General features: G+C 70.0%; 22 protein-coding genes and 1 pseudogene. 5 read left to right on the forward strand and 18 right to left on the reverse strand.

The window, feature by feature from the left end:
- Positions 1-156: 156 nt before the first annotated feature.
- The 10 genes from mraY to VF592_RS09860 form a co-directional block, all read right to left on the reverse strand.
- The gene (gene mraY / locus VF592_RS09815; protein WP_331005447.1) at positions 157-1,227 is read right to left on the reverse strand and encodes a phospho-N-acetylmuramoyl-pentapeptide-transferase; all 1,071 of its coding nucleotides are present in this window, start codon (positions 1,225-1,227) and stop codon (positions 157-159) included.
- Positions 1,228-2,547: a UDP-N-acetylmuramoyl-tripeptide--D-alanyl-D-alanine ligase gene (locus VF592_RS09820; protein ID WP_331005752.1), complete on the reverse strand. Its 1,320-nt coding sequence runs from the start codon at positions 2,545-2,547 to the stop codon at positions 1,228-1,230. It abuts the gene before it with no gap.
- A 44-nt stretch (positions 2,548-2,591) separates the two neighbouring features.
- Entirely contained in the window at positions 2,592-2,723 is a 132-nt protein-coding gene (locus VF592_RS09825; RefSeq protein WP_331005448.1) for a hypothetical protein, read from the reverse strand.
- Positions 2,720-4,135, reverse strand: a complete 1,416-nt coding sequence (locus tag VF592_RS09830; RefSeq protein WP_331005449.1) for a UDP-N-acetylmuramoyl-L-alanyl-D-glutamate--2,6-diaminopimelate ligase — start codon at positions 4,133-4,135, stop codon at positions 2,720-2,722. The genes VF592_RS09825 and VF592_RS09830 overlap by 4 nt, the downstream gene beginning before the upstream one ends.
- On the reverse strand, positions 4,132-5,847 hold the full coding sequence (locus tag VF592_RS09835) for a penicillin-binding protein 2 (protein WP_331005450.1): 1,716 nt from the start codon (positions 5,845-5,847) through the stop codon (positions 4,132-4,134). Before VF592_RS09835 ends, VF592_RS09830 begins: the two co-directional genes overlap by 4 nt.
- Positions 5,844-6,428, reverse strand: coding sequence for a hypothetical protein (locus VF592_RS09840; RefSeq protein ID WP_331005451.1), 585 nt, complete (start codon positions 6,426-6,428; stop codon positions 5,844-5,846). The genes VF592_RS09835 and VF592_RS09840 overlap by 4 nt, the downstream gene beginning before the upstream one ends.
- Before the next feature lie 14 nt (positions 6,429-6,442).
- The gene (gene rsmH, locus VF592_RS09845) at positions 6,443-7,369 is read right to left on the reverse strand and encodes a 16S rRNA (cytosine(1402)-N(4))-methyltransferase RsmH (protein ID WP_331005452.1); all 927 of its coding nucleotides are present in this window, start codon (positions 7,367-7,369) and stop codon (positions 6,443-6,445) included.
- Positions 7,366-7,866, reverse strand: a complete 501-nt coding sequence (locus VF592_RS09850; RefSeq protein ID WP_414714202.1) for a division/cell wall cluster transcriptional repressor MraZ — start codon at positions 7,864-7,866, stop codon at positions 7,366-7,368. The genes rsmH and VF592_RS09850 overlap by 4 nt, the downstream gene beginning before the upstream one ends.
- Before the next feature lie 264 nt (positions 7,867-8,130).
- On the reverse strand, positions 8,131-8,376 hold the full coding sequence (locus VF592_RS09855; RefSeq protein WP_331005454.1) for a hypothetical protein: 246 nt from the start codon (positions 8,374-8,376) through the stop codon (positions 8,131-8,133).
- Positions 8,377-8,476: 100 nt separating this feature from the next.
- On the reverse strand, positions 8,477-9,448 hold the full coding sequence (locus tag VF592_RS09860) for a cysteine synthase A (protein ID WP_331005455.1): 972 nt from the start codon (positions 9,446-9,448) through the stop codon (positions 8,477-8,479).
- Positions 9,449-9,566: 118 nt separating this feature from the next.
- On the opposite strand from VF592_RS09860, the gene VF592_RS09865 reads away from it, so the two are divergent.
- Genes VF592_RS09865 through aat form a run of 3 tightly spaced genes read left to right on the forward strand, consistent with a single transcriptional unit; the run spans position 9,567 to position 11,479 of the window.
- Positions 9,567-9,944, forward strand: coding sequence for a hypothetical protein (locus VF592_RS09865; protein WP_331005456.1), 378 nt, complete (start codon positions 9,567-9,569; stop codon positions 9,942-9,944).
- A 55-nt stretch (positions 9,945-9,999) separates the two neighbouring features.
- Complete coding sequence (locus VF592_RS09870) at positions 10,000-10,719, forward strand: ParA family protein (RefSeq protein WP_331005457.1); 720 nt, start codon at positions 10,000-10,002, stop codon at positions 10,717-10,719.
- Positions 10,720-10,729: 10 nt separating this feature from the next.
- Positions 10,730-11,479: a leucyl/phenylalanyl-tRNA--protein transferase gene (gene aat, locus VF592_RS09875; RefSeq protein WP_331005458.1), complete on the forward strand. Its 750-nt coding sequence runs from the start codon at positions 10,730-10,732 to the stop codon at positions 11,477-11,479.
- Between the two features lie 35 nt (positions 11,480-11,514).
- On the opposite strand, the pseudogene VF592_RS09880 reads toward aat, so the two are convergent.
- The 5 genes and pseudogenes from VF592_RS09880 to VF592_RS09900 all read right to left on the reverse strand — a co-directional run.
- Positions 11,515-11,973, reverse strand: a pseudogene (locus VF592_RS09880) (DUF2155 domain-containing protein); the annotation flags it as partial.
- Positions 11,970-12,362 (reverse strand): NADH:ubiquinone oxidoreductase subunit NDUFA12, encoded by a 393-nt coding sequence (locus tag VF592_RS09885; protein WP_331005459.1) that lies wholly within the window; start codon positions 12,360-12,362, stop codon positions 11,970-11,972. The gene VF592_RS09885 and the pseudogene VF592_RS09880, both read right to left, overlap by 4 nt.
- Positions 12,363-12,405: 43 nt before the next feature.
- Positions 12,406-12,906 carry a DUF192 domain-containing protein gene (locus tag VF592_RS09890; protein ID WP_331005460.1) on the reverse strand — a complete coding sequence of 167 codons (501 nt, stop codon included), beginning with the start codon at positions 12,904-12,906 and terminating at the stop codon, positions 12,406-12,408.
- The gene (locus tag VF592_RS09895) at positions 12,903-13,469 is read right to left on the reverse strand and encodes a cold-shock protein (RefSeq protein WP_331005461.1); all 567 of its coding nucleotides are present in this window, start codon (positions 13,467-13,469) and stop codon (positions 12,903-12,905) included. The genes VF592_RS09890 and VF592_RS09895 overlap by 4 nt, the downstream gene beginning before the upstream one ends.
- Positions 13,470-13,532: 63 nt before the next feature.
- A complete protein-coding gene (locus VF592_RS09900) occupies positions 13,533-14,063 on the reverse strand; it encodes a regulatory protein RecX (protein ID WP_331005462.1) in 531 nt (176 codons plus the stop codon).
- Between the two features lie 125 nt (positions 14,064-14,188).
- On the opposite strand from VF592_RS09900, the gene VF592_RS09905 reads away from it, so the two are divergent.
- Entirely contained in the window at positions 14,189-15,967 is a 1,779-nt protein-coding gene (locus tag VF592_RS09905) for a fatty acyl-AMP ligase (RefSeq protein WP_331005463.1), read from the forward strand.
- Between the two features lie 106 nt (positions 15,968-16,073).
- A complete protein-coding gene (locus VF592_RS09910) occupies positions 16,074-18,431 on the forward strand; it encodes a putative bifunctional diguanylate cyclase/phosphodiesterase (protein WP_331005464.1) in 2,358 nt (785 codons plus the stop codon).
- A gap of 18 nt (positions 18,432-18,449) precedes the next feature.
- Here the strand turns inward: VF592_RS09910 and VF592_RS09915 are convergent, their stop codons facing one another.
- The 3 genes from VF592_RS09915 to VF592_RS09925 all read right to left on the reverse strand — a co-directional run bounded on the left by VF592_RS09915 (position 18,450) and on the right by VF592_RS09925 (position 20,648).
- Positions 18,450-18,932, reverse strand: coding sequence for an MAPEG family protein (locus VF592_RS09915; protein ID WP_331005465.1), 483 nt, complete (start codon positions 18,930-18,932; stop codon positions 18,450-18,452).
- Complete coding sequence (locus VF592_RS09920; RefSeq protein WP_331005466.1) at positions 18,929-20,203, reverse strand: metal-dependent hydrolase family protein; 1,275 nt, start codon at positions 20,201-20,203, stop codon at positions 18,929-18,931. Before VF592_RS09920 ends, VF592_RS09915 begins: the two co-directional genes overlap by 4 nt.
- Positions 20,204-20,282: 79 nt before the next feature.
- Positions 20,283-20,648: a ribose-phosphate pyrophosphokinase gene (locus VF592_RS09925; protein WP_331005467.1), complete on the reverse strand. Its 366-nt coding sequence runs from the start codon at positions 20,646-20,648 to the stop codon at positions 20,283-20,285.
- Between the last annotated feature and the right edge of the window lie 44 nt (positions 20,649-20,692).

Raw genomic sequence — 20,692 nt, forward strand, 5'->3', positions numbered from 1 at the left:
CGATCGCCGCACCCTCGACCGCATCCCGCCGGGCCGCGTCGCCGTCCCATGCCGTCGCCTCGGCGCCGCCAGCGACCAAGGCCGCGACCGCCGCCGCACCCGATCGGGCCAGCCCCAGCACGGCGTAGCGCCGCCCCGCCCAGGACCGGCTCGCGATCAACGGAGCTTCAGCGTGGAAAGACCGGCGAGCGCCAGCACCAGGCTGATGATCCAGAAGCGGATCACCACCGTCGGCTCGCTCCAGCCGAGCTGCTCGAAATGATGGTGGATCGGCGCCATGCGGAACACGCGGCGGCCGGTGCGCTTGTAGAAGAAGACCTGGATGATGACCGACATCGCCTCGGCCACGAACAGCCCGCCGATGATCCCCAGCACGATCTCGTGATGCGCCACCACCGCGATCGTTCCCAGCGCGCCGCCCAGCGCCAGGCTGCCCGTGTCGCCCATGAACACCGCCGCCGGGGGCGCGTTGAACCACAGAAAGGCCAGCCCCGCGCCGACCACCGCGCCGCAGAAGATGGCCAGGTCGCCCGCGCCTGGAACATGCGGAATGCCCAGATAATCGGAGAAGCGGGCGTTGCCGGCCAGGTAGACGATGATCATGAACGCCACGCTGGCGATGATCACCGGCATGGTCGCGAGACCGTCGAGCCCGTCGGTCAGGTTCACCGCATTGCCGAACGCCACGATCGTGAACGCCGCGAAAACGGGGTAGAACCAGCCCAGGTCGAGATAATAGCGATCGGTGAACGGGAAATAGAGCGGCGTTCCGTTCTCCTGCATGACGATCCACGCCGCCAGCCCGGCGACGGCGAATTCCAGCAGCAGCCGGGTCCGACCCGACACGCCCGCCGTGCTCGATTTTCGGACCTTGTCCCAATCGTCCATGAACCCGATCGCGCCGAAGCCGAGGGTGACGAACAGGCACGCCCAGACGAACGGGTTGGACAGGTCCATCCAGATCAGCACCGCCAGCGTCAGCGCGGTCAGGATCATCAGCCCGCCCATGGTCGGCGTTCCCCGCTTGGCGAGGTGCGTCTGCGGCCCGTCGGCGCGGATCGGCTGGCCCTTGCCCTGGCGCACGCGCAACCAGCCGATGAACTTGGGCCCGATGATCAGCCCGATGAACAAGGCGGTCGCGACCGCGCCCCCCGTCCGGAACGACAGGTAGCGGATCAGGTTCAGCGCGCCGGGAAAGCCCAGCGGCTCCGCGATCCAATACAACATCTACCCGCCCCCGAGCGCCGCGACGATGCGCGACAGCCCCACACCATTCGATCCCTTGACCAGCACCGCATCACCGGGCGCGAGCAGATCGCGTAAGGAGGCCAGTGCCGTTTCGGCATCGGCGACATGCACCAAGTTGATCCTGCCCTCAAGCGCGCGCGCCAGCGGCGCCATCGCTTCGCCGACCAGCAGCGCCGTTTCGACGCGCGCGGCGACTACCGCGTCCGCCAGATCGGCGTGGAGCGCGGCCGACCGGTCACCCAGCTCGCGCATCTCGCCGAGCACGGCGAGGTGCCGCCCCGGTTCTTCCGCCAGCACCGCCAGACCCGCGCGCATCGACGCGCTGTTCGCGTTATAGGATTCGTCGATCAGCAGCGCGTCGCCGTCACCGGCCGAAACGACGGTCCGCTTTCCGCGTCCGGCCAGTCCGCCCAGTTCCGCCAGCGCCAGTCCCGCCTGCCCCAGATCGGCGCCCAGCGCGTCCACCGCGGCCAGCACCGCCAGCGCGTTCGACACCCAGTGCAGGCCGGGCTGCGCGACGGTGAAGCTCAATTCGCGTCCGCCGCCCAGCGTCGCGGTGACGAAGGTGCCGCCCTGCCCGAGACGCATGACCTCGCGCGCATGGACGTCCGCGCCCTTTTCCAACCCGAAGGTGACGATCCGATCGGCATGGGGCCGCGCCGCCGCGATCAGCCGGTCGCGGTGCGGGCTGTCCCAAGGCACGATCGCGACGCCGCCCGGCTCCAGCCCCTGGAATATCTCCGCCTTCGCGTCCGCGATCGCCGCCTCGTCCGCGAAGAACTCCAGATGCGCGGGCGCGATGGCGGTGACGATCGCGACATGCGGCCTGACCATCCGCGTCAGCGCGGCGAGCTCGCCGGCATGGTTCATCCCCATCTCGAACACGCCGAAGGCGGCGTCGCGCGGCATCCGGGCGAGGCTGAGCGGCACGCCCGTATGGTTGTTGTAGCTCTTGACCGACCGGTGCACCCGGCCGTGATTGGACCGTTCGAGCGCGGCGTGGAGCGCCTCCTTGGCCGACGTCTTGCCGACCGACCCGGTGACCCCGACGATCCGCGCCGCCGACCGCTTGCGCGCCGCAGTGCCCAACGCCTGCAGCGCGGCGAATCCGTCCGCCACCCGGACATGGGGTCCGTCGCACGGCGCGGACACGATCGCGCCGCCCGCGCCCGCGGCCAGCGCCTGCGGCACGAAACGGTGCCCGTCGGTCGCCTCGCCGGCCATCGCCACGAACAGATCGCCCGCGCCGACCTCGCGCGAGTCGAACGCGACGCCGTTCACCGTGAAATCCCCAGACATCGATCCGCCGGTCGCCTGCGCGATCTCGGCGGCGGTCCACAGGGTCACCTGGCGCCTTCCACCCGGGGCAGCGGACGCGCCGAGGTGTCCCCCGCGCCGAACTTCAGGCCCAGCTTGGGCCGCTTCGCCTCGTCCTTGCGAGGCTCGAACATCGCCTTACGTTCCGTCACGCTCATCCTGCACACTCCCGGGCCACAGCCACGTCATCGAACGGCAGGACCAGGTCGCCGACGACCTGCCCCTGCTCATGCCCCTTGCCCGCCACCAGCACGATATCGGCCGGTCCCGCTTCCCCGATCGCCGCCGCGATGGCGTGCCGACGGTCCCCCATCTCCAGGGCGCCGATCGCGCCCTGGATCACCATGCGGCGGATCGCCGCCGGATCCTCGCCGCGCGGATTGTCGTCGGTGACGATCACCCGATCGGCGTCGCGGGCCGCGATCGCGCCCATGGCGGCACGCTTGCCCTGGTCACGGTCGCCGCCCGCGCCGAACACCAGGATCAGCCGCCCGCCCGCATGGGGCTTGAGCGCGGCGATCGCGGCCTCCAGCGCGTCGGGCGTATGGGCGTAGTCGACATAGACGGGCGCCCCCGACCGCGCGATCACCGCGCGCTCCAGCCGGCCGCGTACGGGCTGCAGCCGGGACAGCGCCTGCAACGTCGCCGCGACCGGACCGCCGGTGGCGATCACCAGCCCCGCCGCGACCAGCGCGTTGGCCGCCTGATAGGCGCCGATCAGCGGCAGGTCGACCTTGTGCGTCACGCCCTCGGCCTCGATCAGCAGCGCCTGGCCAAGCAGGGTCGGCGTCCTGCCGACCAGCCTGAGCGTATCGCCACCCGCGCCGACCGTTAGCACCTGCGCGCCCCGTGCCCGTGCGACCGCGATCACCTGCCGGGCGACGGGATCGTCCGCCCAGACCACCGCCGCGCCGCCCGGCGCGAGCGTTTCCGCGAACAGCCGCAGCTTGGCCTGGAGATACGCCTCCATGGTGCCGTGATAATCGAGATGATCGCGCGACAAATTGGTAAAGGCCGCCGCCGCGACGTCCACGCCTGCGGTACGATGTTGGTCGAGCCCGTGGCTCGATGCCTCAAAGGCCAGATGCGTCACCCCCTCGCGCGCTAGGCCGGCGACGTTGGATAGGAAGGTGACGATGTCGGGCGTGGTCAGTCCGGTGACGACCCGCTCGTCGGCGGTCGTCACCCCGAGCGTTCCGATCGAGGCGGCGTGATGCCCCGCCATCCGCCAGAGCTGACGGCACATCTCGACCGTGGAGGTCTTGCCGTTGGTGCCCGTCACCGCGACCGCCACGTCGGGAAAGGGCCGGAAGAAGCGCGCGGCGAGCTGGGCGAAGCGCGCGCGCGGATTGGCATCGGCGACATGCACGGCTCCCTCGACCCGCGCATCCGGACGCGCCACCACCGCCACCGCGCCGCTGTCCACGGCCTGGTCGATGAACTGTTCGCCGTTGAAGCGCTGTCCGGGAAAGGCGCCGAAGATCGTACCGGGCGCGACCTTGCGGTGATCGATCGCAAACCCGGTCACCGTCGCCGCTTCGCCGCCACCGGTAAGGACGCCCAGTCTCACTCGCCGTGCGCCCCGCTCTCGCCCGGCGCGCGCCACAGCAGCGGCAGGACGTCGCTCTGGTCGACATCGGCATGGTCGTCCGGGATCACGCCCAGAATCGACCCCGTCCGCGCAATCACGCGGCTGACGACGGGCGCGGCGGTATAGGCGGCCGTGGTCTGGAACTGGTTCGCCTCGACCCGCTTGGGGCTGTCCATCATCGCGATCACGACATAGCGCGGCGCGTCCATCGGAAAGGCCGCCGCGAAGGTCGAGACATTAGCGTTCTTGGCATATCCGCCAGCCTGCGGGACCTCGGCCGTCCCCGTCTTGCCGCCGACGCGATAGCCCGGCGCCTCCGCCTTGCGGCCGGTGCCCTCCTGGACGATCAGGCGAAGCATCTGCCGCATCTGCCGGCTGGTCCTCTCGCTGACGACGCGGCGGCCCTTGGGCGCGCGACCCGGTTCGACCTTGAGCAGCGTCGAGGGTCGCCAGATCCCGCCGTTGATCATCGCGGCGTACGCGCTCGCCAGGTGGAGCGGGGTCACCGCGATGCCATGACCATAGGCGGTCGTCATCACCGTGGTGCGCGCCCAATAGGTCGGCCATAGCGGCCGGCCCTTTTCGCGCAGCTCGACATCGGGCTTGGTATCGAAACCGACCCGGCGGAACATCGCCTGCATCCGCGCGGCCCCGATCTCGTCCGCGATCCGCGCCGTGGCGACGTTCGACGAATGGATCAGCGTCTCGGGAATGTTGAGCCACCGCCGCTGAGCGTGATCGTCCCTGATCCGGTATCGGCCGACCTGGAGGGCTCCGCTGCTCGCGTCGAAACGGCGCGACAGGTCCGCCACCCCGGTCTCGAGCGCGATCGCGGCGGTGATGACCTTGAAGGTCGATCCCAGCTCGTACACGCTTTGAACCGTGTTGTTGCGCAGTTCCTCCGTCCCCGCCATCCCGACCCGGTTGGGGTTGAAGACGGGCAGCGACACCATCGACACGACCTCGCCCGTGTCGACGTCGAGCACCAGGCCCGCCGCGCCCCGCGCCTGATAGGCGGTCATGGCGCGGCCGAGTTCCGATTCCATCGCCGCCTGGACGCGGGTGTCGATCGACAGCGCGACCGGCCTGCCGTTGAGCGCGGGATTGGTCAGCCGCTCGTCGAGCACGCGTTCCATCCCCGACATGCCTTTTCCGTCCGCCGACAGGAAGCCGAGAGCATGCGCCGCCATGGTCGATTGCGGGTAGAGCCGCTGCGTCTCGCGGTCGAAAACGATCGCCGGCTCGCCAATGGCGTTGACCGCCTCGACCAGGGCGGGCGAGGCGCGACGCTGCAGATAGGTGAAGCTGACATCGTTGGTCAGCAGCCGGTGAAAAAAGGCCTGATCGCCCTTTTCCGGCATCAGCTCGGCCAGCTTCATCGCGATCTCGGCCGGGTCGCCGATCAGCTTGCGGGGATGGACCGCGATCGTCCAGGCGTCGATGGTGCGCGCGAGGGGCTGGCCGTTGCGGTCGACGATGTCGCCGCGCGGCGCCTCCGTCAGCATTCCCGCCCGCGCCTCGCCGCCAGACAGCAGGGCCAGCATCGCCAGCCGCCCGATCACCAGCGTCACGCCCGTGCCGAACAGCAGCATCAGCATCATCAGGCGCATATGCGCGACCGCGACCAGCGCATGCCGCTGACCCGCGGTGCGGCGCTGAGAGGCGATCGGCCGGGCGAGGATCAGCGTCACCGACGTCCCGCTTCGGCCCGAGCCGCCGCGCCGAGATCCGCCAAGAAGCCGTCGTCGAGCATCGCCACCCGCTGCAGCTTGGCCGAAGGCGCGGCCGATGCGGCCAGGTTGGCTCGAATGGCGACCGGCGCCTCGGCCGGTGCACCGTCGTTGCGGCGCGCGGTCGCCGGGGTGCTGGGCGTCCGCTGAACCGCCGGGCCGATCGACGCGACCACCACCGGTGCCTCGACGGGCGCGAGCGCGGGCATTGACGGCACAACCAGAGCCGCCGTCTTCATCTCCGCCCCGCCAAGCGGCACCACCCCGTCGAAGTTCACCGAAGCCAGTTGCGCCTCGCTCCGTACAAACTGGCCCGCGACCGGCGCCGAGAGCGCCAGGATGTCGCCATTCCAGCGTTCGAGCTGCTGCAGGTTCGCGCGCGTGTCGAACTCGGTCTCGAGCGCACGAATGTCGCGCTCGGCGGTCCGGATGCGGCCGTTGAGCGCGTCGAGCTTGTTCCGTTCGGACGCGACCTGGAGGGATACCAGGTAGAAGCCGAGCACGATCGCCGTGCAGCTCGCGAACCAGCCCAGACCCTTCAACCGATACGCCGCGGTCATACGCTCTTCTCCACCCAGGGCGCGGCCGAACTCCGCCGCGCGGTACGCAATGTCGCCGAGCGCGCGCGCGGATTGCGCGCCAGCTCGTCCTCGCCGGCCTTGATGGCCGGACCGATCTTCTCGAAGCTCGCCGCCGGACCGCCCGGCCCCTGCGGCAGGTGACGCGAGCCGCCCGGCGCCGCACCCGACCGGTCACGCAGGAAGCGCTTGACCAGCCGGTCCTCCAACGAATGAAAGGTCACCACCGCCAGCCGGCCGCCGGGCTTGAGCACCCGTTCCGCCGCCACCAGCCCGTCCGCGAGTTCGCCGAGTTCGCGGTTCACATGGATGCGGATCGCCTGGAAGACACGGGTCGCCGGGTCCTTCTTGTCGTGCGGACGATGACCCAGCGCGCGGCGCACGACCGCCGCCAGCTCGCCCGTGCGCGTCAGCGGGCGCGCATCGACGATGGCGCGCGCGACGCGACGCGATTTCGGTTCGTCCCCGTAAGCATAGATGACGTCGGCGATCTCCGCCTCGTCCGCCTCGTTCAGGAAATCGGCGGCGCTCGGGCCTTCGCGGCTCATCCGCATGTCGAGCGGCCCGTCCGCCTGGAACGAGAAGCCGCGCTCACCCTGGTCGAGCTGCATCGACGACACGCCGATATCCATCACGACCCCGTCGACCGGCGCATCGACGCCGCGTTCCAGCCCGGAGAAGTCGTCATGCACCAGCCGCAGGTCGGACCCCGTTTCCAGCGCGCGGCCGTTCGCGATCGCGTCAGGATCGCGGTCGAACGCGATCACCGCGGCGCCGCGCGCGAGAAGGGCGCGCGCATAGCCGCCCGCCCCGAAAGTCGCGTCGATCATCACGTCGCCCGGCCGCGGATCCAGCGCACCGAGCACCTCATCCAAGAGCACGGGGACGTGGGGAAGTTCGCTCACAGCGCGATCCCCTTTTCCTGGCAGTGGAAGCGGCAGGCGGACACCATGGCATGGGCGACGCCCGGCGTGGCGAGCAGCGTCTTGGGGTCCCAGACCTCGATATAATCGAACGTGCCCCAGAAAAAGGCGTGCTGCCCGATGCCTGCGTGAAAGCGCGGAAAGCCCGGCATGATGAAGCGCCCGGACCCGTCGAACGGCACCGCTTCGCCGTTCGCGCCGTTGCGCTTGATGTTGTGATCGACCTTGCCGTCCACCCCGCGCGACAGCTCGACCCGGCGGTCCAGCTCGTCCTTCAGCTCGACGAGATAAGCGGGGTCGTACGCCATGAGGCAGGGCTGGTCCTCATGCACCGCGATGATGATGGTGCCGCCGTCCTTGCCGTCGGGCCGGGGCGCGTTCTCGGCCAGGATCGAGCGAAGCGCGTTGGGAATGGCGACGCGACCCTTGTCGTCCACCAGTCCAAGCCCTCCCCCCTGATATAAACGCCGATCCGACACGCCACCCTCAATTCTGGGAAGCGCACGACCCACTGTTCTCGAACCGCGACCCTCGTCACGATCCGACCCTGTTGCCAGTAAACAGTAAGCCTGCCCCGCTGTGATCCGGGTGTACCAACCACCCCGTCGGGACGCAACGGGATATTACGGGATTTTTGGGGAAGGGAGGCCTGGATCTGTCGCAAATGGCGCCCGGTCGGGCCCAGGCTGGGGTGCCCCTTCCCGACCGCCATTCGGACCCGCAGGCCTCCCGGTAACGGCGCTTCAGCGATTCTGGCCGTTGTCCACACTCGCCGATCCCGGCGCCACGCCCAGATCGGCGAGCGGCTCGTCCGAATCATTGCCCGGCGCGTCGTCGGCCGACGCCATGGTCGCCACCACCGCTGCGTTGCTGCCCGCCGCCGCCCCATCCGCCCGGCCGTCGCGCGCGCCGGACAGGACCAGGGAGGCCAGGCCGATCAGCAGGATGATGGCGGCTAGGCCGATCATCCCGACGCGAACGCGCTGCATCGCTTGCGCTTTTTCGTCAGCGAGGCGTTTCATAACCGCGACAAGATTAACGCCGGTCGGTCCGTTTGTCGACCCAAACGCTTTCGGGGCTTCGATCGGCTCAGGCCGACAGGCCCTTGGCGGCCCGCCAGTCGGGGTCGTGAAGCGTCGACAGATAGCGGAATCCGGTGTCGCACAGGATCGTGACCACCCGCGAACCCGGCCCCAACTCGCGCGCGAGGCTGATCGCACCCGCGACGTTGATCCCCGAGGATAGCCCGAGGCACAGCCCCTCCTCCGTCAGCAGCCGCTCGACCCATTCCCAGCCCTCGGCATCGGAGATGCGGAACTGCCTGTCGACGGGCGCCCCTTCCAGATTGCCCGTGATCCGCCCCTGGCCGATCCCTTCCGCGACCGAATTGCCTTGGCTGCGAAGCTCACCATGGGCGTAATAGTCGTACAGCGCCGCGCCGTGCGGATCGCTGAGCGCGATCACCACCGATTCGTCCTTCGCCTTGAGTCCCAGCCCGACGCCCGCCAGCGTGCCGCCCGTCCCCACCGCGCAGGTGAAGCCGTCGATCCGCCCCTCCATCTGCGTCCAGATCTCCTCGGCGGTGCCGACGATGTGCGAGCGGCGATTGGCGACGTTGTCGAACTGGTTCGCCCATATCGCGCCGGGCGTCTCCTCCGCGATGCGGCGAGATTGGTGGACGAAATGGCAGGGCGACGAGAAGGGCGCGGCCGGCACCAGCACCAGCTCGGCGCCGAGCGCGCGGAGCGTGTCGGTCTTCTCGCGGCTCTGCGTCTCGGGCATGACGATGATCGTCCGATAGCCCTTGGCGTTGGCGACCAGCGCCAGGCCGATGCCGGTATTGCCCGCCGTTCCCTCGACGATCGTGCCGCCGGGCTCCAGCAGCCCGCGCGCCTCGGCGTCCTCGACGATGAACAGGGCCGCGCGGTCCTTCACCGAAGCGCCCGGGTTGGTGAACTCGCATTTGCCGAAGATCTCGGCGCCCGCCGCCTCGCTCGGACCCTTGAGCCGGACGAGCGGGGTATTGCCGATGAGCGCGAGCGTGTCGGGGATCGTGTACATCCCGGCGTCAATGGCCCCGGCGCGCGAATCGGGCAAGCCAAGGGCTTGGCGGGGCGGCTAAAGCTCCGCTTGACGCTGGTTGACGCAACGTCGCGGGTCCGCCAAGCGCCGCCGCGCCATGAAAGCCATCCTCCTCCCCGCCGCCGCCGCGCTCCTCGCGCTGTCGGCCTGTCAGCAACCCGCCACCGAGGTGATCGACACCAACCCCGATCCCATGGCCAACCAGCTCGCCAACGCCGCCCCCGTCGAGCTGCCCCCCGCGATCAAGGCGGACAAGACCCTGCGCTGCAAGGACAACAGCCTCGCCTATGTGACCTTCTTCGAAGGCGACAAGCAGGCCGTCCTGCGTACGGAGGAAGGCGGTACGCCCACCACGCTGCGCGCCGCAACGGCGGGCGAACCCCTGACCGCCGAGGGCGGCTATTCACTGACGGGCGGCCCCGACACGGTCACCCTCGCCACGCCGGGCAAGCCCGCCCAGAGCTGCCGCGGCTGATGCCGCTATCCGCGACGCTTGCACACGGGCGAGCGTCGCGGCACGGTCGGCCGTGATGGCAACCGTCGCGATCTATTCCCTGAAGGGCGGGGTGGGCAAGACCACCCTCGCCGTCAATCTGGCCTGGGCCTCGGCGGTCGGATCGTCGCGCCGCACCCTGCTCTGGGACCTTGATCCGCAAGCCGCCGCGAGCTGGATCCTGTACGACGACCGGCCGGAGAATCGGCGGCGCGACCGGGCCCAGGCGGTGTTCTCGCGCGATATCGCGCCCGCCCAGCTCGTGCGCCCGACCGCCTATCCGGGGCTGGACCTGCTTCCCGCCGACGCGTCGCTGCGCGGCCTCGACCATCTGCTTCACGATCTGGACAAGAAGAAGCGGCTGGGCCGTCTGATCGACGGGCTGGATCATGATCGCGTCCTGCTCGACTGCCCGCCGGGACTGACGGAGACGGCCGACCAGGCCATGCGCGCGGCCGATCTCGTCGTCGTGCCCGTCACACCCTCCGCGCTGTCGACCCGCGCCTATCAGGAGGTGCTCGACCATCTGCGCGGGCGGACGCCGGTGCTTCCCGTCCACTCGATGGTGGATCGCCGCCGCCGGCTCCATGCGGAAGCGCTTCGGGCCGAACCCGAATGGCCGATCGTGGCCATGGCCAGCGACGCCGAGGCCGCAGCCGCCGCCCGCACGCCGCTGGGCGCCTTTGCGCCCCGCTCGGTGGCGGCGCAGTCCTTTCTGGGCGTGTGGCGCGCGGTCGAACGACGCCTGGCCGGCTGACCGCCCGGGCATGAGCATCCGCGCGGTCACGCTCGACCCCGATCTGGTGCTGGGCGCCTATGCGGTCGGCGTGTTCCCCATGGCCGATCACCGCGACGCGGCGGGCGTCCACTGGGTGGAACCCCGCCGCCGCGCGATCCTGCCGCTGGACGGCTTCCACCTGTCGCGCTCGCTGCGCAAGGTCGTCGCGGCCGACCGCTTCCGCGTCACCGCCGACAAGGCGTTCGCCGACGTCCTGAGCCTGTGCGCCCAGGCCGTGGACGACCGGCCCGAGACCTGGATCAACAGCGATATCGAACAGGTCTTCGTCGCGCTCCATGCGCGCGGCTTCGCGCATTCGATCGAATGCTGGGACGGCGACCGGCTCGTCGGCGGTCTTTACGGCCTCGCGCTGGGCCGCGCCTTTTTCGGCGAGTCGATGGTCAGCCGCGCGACCGACGCCTCCAAGGTCGCGCTCGCCTGGCTCGTCGCGCGTCTGCGGGCCGGAGGCTTCACGCTGCTCGACTGCCAGTTCCAGACCGATCACCTCGCCAGCCTGGGCGCGGTCGAGATCGGTCGGAAACGCTATATCGCGTTGCTGGGCGCCGCGCTGTCGGGCGCCGATGGCCGTTCGCTCATATTGTCCGGAGCCGGCGCGGGCGACTTCGGCGCGCTTGACCGGCTCGGCGCGCTACCGGCGGCCGGTCCCGCGTCGAGCACGACCGTGTCGGGGCCCGTGTCGGGAAAGGCCATCGTGCAGCTCTTGGTCCAGACATCGTAGACGGGATGCTGGACGACGTTCAGCCCCGGCCGTTCCTTGTACAGCCACCCCGAAAATGCGCGCTTCCATCGCTGATCGGCTTCACGAACGTCGAACTGGACGAACGCACCGGTCAGCTCCTCCGCCTCCCAGGGCGCGGTCCGCTCGCAGGCGCGCAGGCGCACCACCGTGTCGCCGAGGCGGACCGCCTGGCCCGGCCTGAGCGTCACGTCGCGGGCCAGGCCGTTGCGCTTGTTGAGCAGCCCCAGCACCGCCACGCGCTCGCGCATCGGGGTAGAGCCCGTATCGACCGGTTGCGCGTCGCCCGCGGCGACGGTCTCGACCTCGCCGATCACCTCGCCGCCGCTTGCGGCCCCGGCGGGCAGGACCTGCACCGCCGCGGGCGCCTTGCGGTCGGTGAGCGCCTGGTAACCATACCAGCCGCCCGCCCCGATCACCGCCACCCCGACCAGCGCCGCCGCGACCCGCGCCGTGGCGGCCCCGCTCCCGATCATCCCTCGGGCGTCCAGGCTTCGTAATCGCCCGCCGAGGCGGCGCGCTGGCCGCCCTTCTCCAACGCGCCGCGCGGACGATAGGCGAGCGGGGTGCCCGTCATGTTCGCCGCCATCGGCTTTTGCCACGGCCGCGCCGGCGGCATGGAGATCGACGGCACGTCGTCGAGCTGGTGATGGAGCCAGCTGAACCATTCGGGCGGAACCCGGCTGGCGTCGTTGGATCCCTGATAGATGACCCAGCGCTGGTTGCGCCCGTCGGTCCGGGGTGCGCCCTCGTAATAGACGTTGCCGAGCTCGTCGTCGCCGACCCGCTTCTTGTTGCGGAGCGCCAGGTGCGTGCCCAATGTGGCGCCGTTCCACCAGGTGAAGATCGATGCGAGGATGCCCATGCCCCGGCGCTTACCCGCGTTGGCGGCACCCTTCAACCGCGCGTCACCGTTTCGGGTGGGCCCAGTCGACCCGGTCGCCTTCCGCCAGGCCCAGCTCCGCCATCCGCCCGCCGGGCACTTCAAGCACCGCGGCGACGGGCTCGCCCGAGGCGACCGGCTGTTCCGACAGCGGCACGGTATTTTCGGCAATGCGCGCGATGCTGCGGTCGGCGCGGATGAAGACGATGTCCAGCGAGGAAGGCGTGTTCTTCATCCAGAAGCTGGCGTCGCGCGGGGGGCCACCTTCGGGCGGATAGGGCGCGAACAGCATACCGCCGTCCGGCTTCAGGTCGGTCCGGTACATCAGGCCCCGGCTCTGCTCGGCCGCCGTATCGGCGAGCTCGACCAGGAAACGATGCGCGCCGCCCGCGCCGGCGATCGTCACCGCGACGGTCTCGGTCGTGGTCGCGTCCGTGGCCGGGGCGTCGCGCAGATAGGCGACGCCGCCCGCGCCGACGCCGAGCGCCAGCAGGCCGGCCAGCATCGCCTTGACCGCGACGGTCATTCCGGCGCCTCGACCATGACCGCCAACGGACCCTTGCGGCCCTCGACGACGCGCGCGCGCATCGGCTGGTCGGGCTCGACCGCCGTCAGCCCGGCGCGGCGCAGCGTTTCCATGTGGACGAAGACATCCGCCCCGTCGCGCGCGCGGATCAGAAAGCCATAGCCCTTCAGCCGGTTGAACCATTTCACCAGCATCGGTTCGAACGGCCCCGCCGCATCGATCAGCCCGACCGGATCGATACGATCGCTGGGGCGCTGCGGACGGAGCGGTTCCTCGACGGCCGTGGAAAGGTCGAGCGCGGTGATCTCGCGCGCCTGGAAGCCGCGATCGCGGCGCACGACCAGCGCCTCGATCCGCGCGCCTTCGGGCAGGCTGCGGCGGCCGAGCGGCTGGAGGACGGAGAAGTGGATCAGCACGTCGCCCAGATCGGCGTCGTCGGCGACCGCGAAGCCGAAGCCGCGGGTCACGTCGAACCACTTGATCACGCCGCCCATGCGCAGGGGCGCCGCCGCGCCGTCGGACGCGGCGGGCTGTCCGCTTGCGGCAGAGGTCAGGTCGCCCATGCTTCAATCCCCCGTCGCGTATCGTTACCGACCCGCTCACCGTCTCGCAACAATTCTCGCTGCTTAGCGCAACTCGTCGGGATCGACATCGGCGCCTGGCCCCAGGTCGACGATGCGCCGCGACAGGTCGTAGGAGTGACCGGCGCGCGCCATCGCGGCCAATTGCCTGGCCCGCGTCTCGCGGTCGGCGGGCGCCGGCCCATAGGGGCCGATCCGCTTGCGTCGGGCAAAGGCCAAGGCGGCCTCGGGCGCCCGCTCTTCCACCTCGGGCGCGACCGCCTCGGCGTCCTCGGCCCCGACGCGTGCATGACGCAGCGCATCGGCCACCCGGCGTGCGCCCAGCCCGCGCCTGCCCATCGACCGCGCGCGCGCTTCGGCAAAGGCGCGGTCGTCGACATAGCCGAGTTCGGCCATGCGGTCCGCCAGCGCGTCGGGGTCGGCCGGCTCGCCTTCCCACCCGCGTTCGCGGATCTTGCGGCGGAGATAATCGGCCAGCCGGCCGCGCGTGGTCGCGAACCGTTCCACATAACGCAGCGCCAGCCGATCGAGCTTGTCGCGGTCGAGCGGAGGAGCGGGGCGGCGTTCGGTGCGCATGCGCCATGTTTGTGCCACAGTGGAGTCGGAGTTTGCCAACCGAAAACAAATCGGATGTCCGCGTATCGGCGATGATGAAGCTCGACAGACAGCCACGCACACGGGTCGAACAGGAAGAACCGGGTATGACGATCGAGCAGCGTACCGATACCGGGCCAGCCGATGAACGGCTCGCGCCGACGCCCAGTGCGGATCGGCTTCCACGCCGTTTGGCCGATTTCGCGACGCTGGGCGATGCGCTCGATTACGCGGCGACGGGCGTGCGCGGCCTGAACTTCCACGACGCGCGCGGCATGCTGGTCCGCGCCTACACCTACCGCGAGCTGCGCGACGACGCACTGGTGACGGCCCGCCGGCTCGTCGCGGCGGGGGTCGGACCCGAGGACCGCGTCGCGTTGATCGCCGAGACGGGGCCGGAATTCGCCGCCCTGTTCTTCGCGGTCGTCTATGTCGGCGCCTGGCCCGTGCCGCTGCCCCTCCCGACCTCCTTCGGGGGCAAGGACAGCTATATCGACCAGCTCCGCACCCAGCTGGCCAGCTGCGATCCCGTGCTGCTCGTCTATCCGCCCGAACTGGGCGAGATGGCGGGCGAGGCGGCGCGGCTCGGCGGGGTGACGGCGATCGACTGGGCCGAACTGGCGACCCGCGACGCGCCGGAGGCGATGTTGCCGGAGGCCAGCCCGGACGCGGTGGCCTATCTGCAATATTCCAGCGGTTCGACGCGCTTTCCCCATGGGGTCGCGATCACCCATCGCGCGCTGCTCAACAACCTCGCGGCGCACAGCCACGGCATGGAGGTGATCGAGACCGATCGCTGCATATCCTGGCTGCCCTGGTATCACGACATGGGGCTGGTCGGCTGCTTCCTGTCCCCGGTCGCCAACCAGATGTCGACCGATTACCTGAAAACGGAGGATTTCGCCCGGCGACCGCTCGCCTGGCTCGACCTCATCAGCCGTAATGCCGGGACAAGCATGTCCTATTCGCCGACCTTCGGCTACGACATCTGCGCGCGCCGCATGTCCAGCCAGACCCGCGCGTCCGATCGCTTCGACCTGTCGCGCTGGCGCGTGGCGGGGAACGGCGCCGACATGATCCGCCCCGACGTCATGCAGGCGTTCGTGGACGCCTTCGCCGATGCCGGGTTCAAGGCGTCGGCCTTTCTACCCTCCTATGGCCTGGCCGAAGCGACGCTGGCGGTGTCGATCATGCCGCCGGGCGAGGGCATCCGGATGGAGCTGGTCGAAGAGACCGAGCTGTCGGGCCGCGATCCCGGGATCGCCAACGACAACGGCCATCCACGCCGCTATCGCGCGATCGTCAATTGCGGCCGTCCCGCGCGCGACATGCGCGTCGAGGTGCGCGAGGAGGACGGCACAACCCTGCCGGAGCGCGCGATCGGCAAGATCTGGTGTTCGGGGCCGTCGGTCATGGTCGGCTATTTCCGCGATCCCGACGCGACGGCGGCGTGCCTGGCGGACGGATGGCTCGACACGGGCGACATGGGCTATCTGTCGGACGGCTATCTCTACATCGTCGGCCGCGCCAAGGACATGATCATCGTCAACGGCCGCAATCACTGGCCCCAGGACATCGAATGGGCGGTGGAACAGCTTCCCGGTTTCAAGGCGGGCGATATCGCCGCCTTTGCGATCACGACGCCCGGCGGCGAGGAGACGCCCGCCGTGCTCGTCCAGTGCCGCAGCTCGGACGAAGGCGAGCGGCTGCGGCTGCGCGACACGATTCGCGAGCGCGTGCGCGCGGTGACCGGCATGAACTGCGTGATCGAGCTGATCCCGCCGCGTACCCTGCCCCGCACCAGCTCGGGCAAGCTCAGCCGGACCAAGGCGCGCAACCTGTATCTGACGGGCGAGATCCGCCCTTATGAGGTGCGCGCGGCGTAAGGTCGCGCCCGCGTGTCCGCCCCGGAAACGCCGTTAACCACCAAAATCGACACAACTCCCCGACGCGCCAACGAACCGCTAACCAACGCGCGTTACGACCGTCCGGGTGAACACCGATGCAGCCCCCGCCGCCGGCCCCGTCCCGGTAGACTTCCGCACCCTGGTCGGTCTGCGCGAGGGTGCCGACCCCGCGGAATGGGGACGCGTTCGCGCCTCGCAGCTCAGGGCGGGACGCGAACTCGCGCTGTTCCTGCTCGGTGCCAACCTGCTGGCGGCGGGAGTCACGGCGGGGTTTCTGGCCCAAAGCGTCCCGCTGTGGCTGCTCGGTGCCTGGAGCGGGGTCACCGCGCTCGTGGCGGTGACGGTCGCGGTGCGGCGGCTGCGCGCCCATCACCAGGACGGCGGCTATGCCTCATTGCGTGAACTGCGCGATACCGGTTTCGAGGGACTGGGGCTCGCGGTCGTCTGGTCGATCCCGCCGCTGCTGTTCGCGGACGCCGGCACCGGCTCCAGCTACGGCCTGTGGATGGTGCTGTCCGTCCTGATGACCGCGGGCGCGGTGGCGATGGCGCCGCTGGCCCTGTCCACGCTGGCCTTTGTCGGCGGCACCGGCCTGGCCGTGGCGGTCAAGCTGGGCCTGTCGGGCGCCTATGCCGCCAGCGGCGCCACCCTGTTGTTCACCGCGCTCCTGATGCTCGGCTGCCTGAGCCGCGCGCGCGCGCTTGTGATGATCCGCGCCGGTCAGATCGCCCTCGCCGAACGCGACGAAACCGTCAGTCTGCTGCTTCGCGAGTTCGAGGAGGCAGGCGCCGACTGGCTTTGGGAAACCGACGCCGCGCGGCGCGTCATCAAGGCCAGCCCGCGCTTCGCCTTCGCCTGCGGGATGGATCCCGTCACGATCAACGGCATGCCCTTGCTCCAGCTGCTCGCCGGGCCGGCCTGGGAATCGGGGGCGTTCGCCGCCGGATTGCGCGATCTGGCCGAGAAGCTGAAGGCGCGCGACAGCTTTCGGGACCTGCGCCTGCCGGTCAACGTCGATGGCGAGGAGCGATGGTGGGAGATCGCCGCCTCGCCTCGCTTCGACGAGCGCGGGGCGTTTTGCGGCTTTCGCGGCGTGGGGTCGGACGTCACGGAGCAGCGCGCGTCCGCCGACAAGATCAACCGCATGGCCCGTTACGACACGTTGACCGGCCTGCCCAACCGCCTGCTGATCAACGAGACGCTCGCCCGCGCCATGGCGGAATCGGACAAATGGGGCGGCCGGTGCGCGTTCATGATGATCGACCTGGACCGGTTCAAGGCGGTCAACGACACGCTGGGCCATCCGCTCGGCGACCGCCTCCTCAGCCGCGTGTCCGAGCGGCTGGACCAGTTGATGAGTGCCAACGAACTCTGCGGCCGCCTCGGCGGCGACGAATTCGCGGTCGTGGTCCGCGATGCGGGCGATCCCCAGGCGGTCGAGCGCACCGCCGAACGGATCATCCACACCCTGTCGCGTCCCTATGAGGTCGACCAGCACACGCTGTATATCGGCGCCAGCGTCGGCCTGGCCTTCGGCCCGCGCGACGGGCGAACCGCCGAGATGCTGATCCGGTCGGCCGACCTGGCGCTTTACCGATCCAAGGACGCGGGCGGCGGCAAATATCATGTGTACGAGCCGCAGCTGCACGTCGAAGCCGAAGAACGCCGCCGTCTCGAAATGGCGCTGCGCGTCGCGGTCGAGCAGGGACAGATGCATCTGGTCTATCAGCCCGTGGTCGACGCCGGGACCGGCGGGCTCACGGGGTTCGAAGCGCTGCTGCGCTGGATCCACCCCGAATATGGCCCCATCTCGCCGGTGAAGTTCGTGCCGCTTGCCGAGGAAGCGCGGCTGATCGCGCCGATCGGCGAATGGGTGCTGCGCACGGCCTGCCAGGAAGCGGCGCGCTGGCCGTCGGACGTGCGCGTCGCGGTCAACGTGTCGCCCGACCAGCTCCACGATCCCAATTTCCTGACGGTGGTCACCTCCGCGCTCGCCAATAGCGGGTTGTCGGCGGACCGGCTGGAGCTGGAGGTCACCGAGTCGGTCTTCATGCGCGAGGGCACGGGCGCGGTGCGGACGCTGGAGCGCATCCTCGACCTGGGCGTCCGGCTGAGCCTGGACGATTTCGGCACGGGCTATTCGTCGCTGGGCTATCTGTCGCGCACCCGCTTCTCGACGATCAAGATCGACCGCAGCTTCGTCCAGAGCGCGTCCAAGGGCGTGCGCGAGGCGATCGCGATCATCCGCGCGGTCGTCGCCCTCGCCAAGAGCCTGGGCATGGCGACCACCGCCGAGGGCGTCGAGACCGAGAGCGAGCATCACATGGTGCAGGAACTCGGCTGCTCGAAGGTCCAGGGCTATTATTTCGGGCGCCCGCTGCCCATCGCCGAGGCACGCGACCTGGCGAACCAGCGGCGCTGGAGCGATTCGGCGGCGGCCTAGCGGGGGGCCGCGCCGGCGCTAGGCCATCAACCCCGAATGGATCGCGTAGAGCCGCGAGCCGGCGAGCGCGTCGACGAAGAAGCCGATCCACATGGCGAAAAGAAGTGCCGCCGACGCCAGATAGACCTGGAAGCGCCACTTCACGACGTTGGGCCCGAGATGGATCAGGCTGTGCGCCGCGCGCAGGATCACGAACAGCCAGGCGAGGATCAGCTGGGCGGTCGTGACCTGGCGGAACATCAGCAGCAGCGGCACCAGCGCGAAGAACAGCACCGGCATCTCGAACAGATTGGCAAGATTGTCGGCGGGCGTCTCGACCGGCTCGAAATAGCGCCGCGCGGCGTCGCCGCTGGCGAAGGTCTCGCGCGTGGGCGGGTTCTTCTTCACATGGCGCAGACGACGGACCATCAACGTCAGCCAGACGCCCATGATCAGCGCGACCAGCGCGAAGGTCGGCCAGAGCAGGGCGAAGGGCGAGGTGCCGGGCCCCGACGCCATCATCGTACCCGCTCCCCGCCCTTGATGACCGCGACCGGCCGCTCCAGCAGCGTCACGTCGCGCGTCGGATCGCCCTCCACCGCGACGATGTCGCCGTAGCGCCCGACCTGGATCGCGCCAACATCGCCGGTACGTCCCAGCGCCTGGGCCGCGTTCGAGGTCGCCGACCGGATCGCGTCGATCGGCGCCAGGCCGAAACGCACCATCACCGCGAACTGCCTGCCATTGTCGCCGTGCGGATAGATGCCGGCATCGGTCGAGTAGATCATCCTCGCGCCCGCCCTCGCGGCAGCGCGGAAATTCTCCCGCTGGAGCGTCCCCACCGCGCGTTCCTTGGCGATGTTCTCGGGCAGGACGCCGTTCTTCGCGCCTTCCGCCAGCGTATATTCGGTGTTGTACACGTCGAAGCCCAGCCAGGCGCCGCGGGCCTTGGCGAGCGCGATGCCCTCCGCGTCGATGAAGCTCACATGCTCGATCGTGTCGATCCCCGCGCGGATCGCCGCCTTGATGCCGTCGGCGCCGTGGGCGTGGGCGGCGGTCTTGAGCTTCCAGAAATGGGCCTCCTCGGCGATCGCGCGCAGCTCCTCCTCGCGCAGCTGCTGGACGCCGGGCGCGGTGTTGCGACTGAACACGCCGCCGGTCGCGCAGACCTTGATCACCTCCGCGCCGTATTTGCGCTGCTCGCGGACGCGCTTGCGCAGCTCGTCGGGGGAGTCGCCCATGGCGGGCGACGTGCGTGCGAAGGAGGGCGGCAGGAAGGTCTCGTCGCAATGCCCGCCCGTGGCGCCCAGGGCATAGGCGGCGGGGACGATGCGGGGACCCTCGATCCAGCCCTCCTCGATCGCCTGTTTCAGCCCGACATCGGCATAGCCGTCCGACCCGACATTGCGCACCGTGGTGAAGCCCGCGCGCAGCGTCCGCCCGGCATTGCCCGCCCCTTGCGCGATCCAGAAGCTGTCGGTGAATTGCAGGCCGGTATAGCCGCCATATTTCGGGTTGCTGGTCAGATGGACGTGCATGTCGATCAGCCCGGGCAGGATCGTCGCCTCGCCCAGATCGATCCGGCGCGCGTTCGCGGGGATGTCGGGCCGCGCCCCGCCGCGCGTCACGACCGACGCGATCCGCCCGTCGGTGACGACCACCACCGGATCCTCGAGCGTCCGGCCACTCTCGACGTCGAGCAGGTGCCGGGCGGTCACCACCACCACCGTGTCGGCGGCGGCCGGTGTCGCGGTCCCGGCGGCGAGCAGCGCCGCGCCCCAATATCTCAGCATAGCCGTCCCCTGTTCCGTCCCCGGCGCCGTCCGGGACCCATATGTTCCAGCCTTTGCCCGGCGCTGGCAACCGCGTTCGTCATCGATCCCGCCACCAGTCGAACGCCGCCCGCTGTTCCGCGGCGACGAACGCTTTCGCCGCCGGCCCCGTCCAGTTGCTTTCCCAGCAAAGCTCGGCCGCGCGCCAGCCCGCCCACCAGCCCTGGCCGGGCAGTCCGTCCGATTCGCGCACGACCAGCACCGCCAGCCCCGGCTCGCCCCGCGCGCCGCCATCCTGGTCGATCCGGTCGAGCGTGCGGCACAAAGCGCGCATCTTGGGCCGCGAAAAGGCCAGGCCGAGCCGCGCGAGGAACTCGGAATAGCTGATCGCCTCCCCCGCCCGCGCCGCCTCGACCAGGAGCGAGCGGACCAGCGCCACGTCGGCGATCGGCGAAGGGTCGTTCACCAATCTCGTTCCGTCACCCAGGGCTTGACCCAGGGTCCCGCTTC

The sequence above is a fragment of the Sphingomonas sp. genome (assembly GCF_036388435.1).
Taxonomy (GTDB): domain Bacteria; phylum Pseudomonadota; class Alphaproteobacteria; order Sphingomonadales; family Sphingomonadaceae; genus Sphingomonas.

Excerpts from the sequence above, each read along its gene's own strand:
- VF592_RS09885 (WP_331005459.1), bottom strand. The coding sequence starts at position 12,362 with ATGGGCATCCTCGCATCGATCTTCACCTGGTGGAACGGCGCCACATTG.
- mraY (WP_331005447.1), bottom strand. The coding sequence starts at position 1,227 with ATGTTGTATTGGATCGCGGAGCCGCTGGGCTTTCCCGGCGCGCTGAAC.
- VF592_RS09855 (WP_331005454.1), bottom strand. The coding sequence starts at position 8,376 with ATGCAGCGCGTTCGCGTCGGGATGATCGGCCTAGCCGCCATCATCCTG.
- VF592_RS09915 (WP_331005465.1), bottom strand. The coding sequence starts at position 18,932 with ATGATGGCGTCGGGGCCCGGCACCTCGCCCTTCGCCCTGCTCTGGCCG.
- VF592_RS09825 (WP_331005448.1), bottom strand. The coding sequence starts at position 2,723 with ATGAGCGTGACGGAACGTAAGGCGATGTTCGAGCCTCGCAAGGACGAG.
- aat (WP_331005458.1), top strand. The coding sequence starts at position 10,730 with ATGAGCATCCGCGCGGTCACGCTCGACCCCGATCTGGTGCTGGGCGCC.
- VF592_RS09820 (WP_331005752.1), bottom strand. The coding sequence starts at position 2,547 with ATGTCTGGGGATTTCACGGTGAACGGCGTCGCGTTCGACTCGCGCGAG.
- VF592_RS09865 (WP_331005456.1), top strand. The coding sequence starts at position 9,567 with ATGAAAGCCATCCTCCTCCCCGCCGCCGCCGCGCTCCTCGCGCTGTCG.
- VF592_RS09860 (WP_331005455.1), bottom strand. The coding sequence starts at position 9,448 with ATGTACACGATCCCCGACACGCTCGCGCTCATCGGCAATACCCCGCTC.
- VF592_RS09905 (WP_331005463.1), top strand. The coding sequence starts at position 14,189 with ATGACGATCGAGCAGCGTACCGATACCGGGCCAGCCGATGAACGGCTC.
- VF592_RS09890 (WP_331005460.1), bottom strand. The coding sequence starts at position 12,906 with ATGACCGTCGCGGTCAAGGCGATGCTGGCCGGCCTGCTGGCGCTCGGC.
- VF592_RS09870 (WP_331005457.1), top strand. The coding sequence starts at position 10,000 with ATGGCAACCGTCGCGATCTATTCCCTGAAGGGCGGGGTGGGCAAGACC.
- VF592_RS09920 (WP_331005466.1), bottom strand. The coding sequence starts at position 20,203 with ATGCTGAGATATTGGGGCGCGGCGCTGCTCGCCGCCGGGACCGCGACA.
- VF592_RS09895 (WP_331005461.1), bottom strand. The coding sequence starts at position 13,469 with ATGGGCGACCTGACCTCTGCCGCAAGCGGACAGCCCGCCGCGTCCGAC.
- VF592_RS09900 (WP_331005462.1), bottom strand. The coding sequence starts at position 14,063 with ATGCGCACCGAACGCCGCCCCGCTCCTCCGCTCGACCGCGACAAGCTC.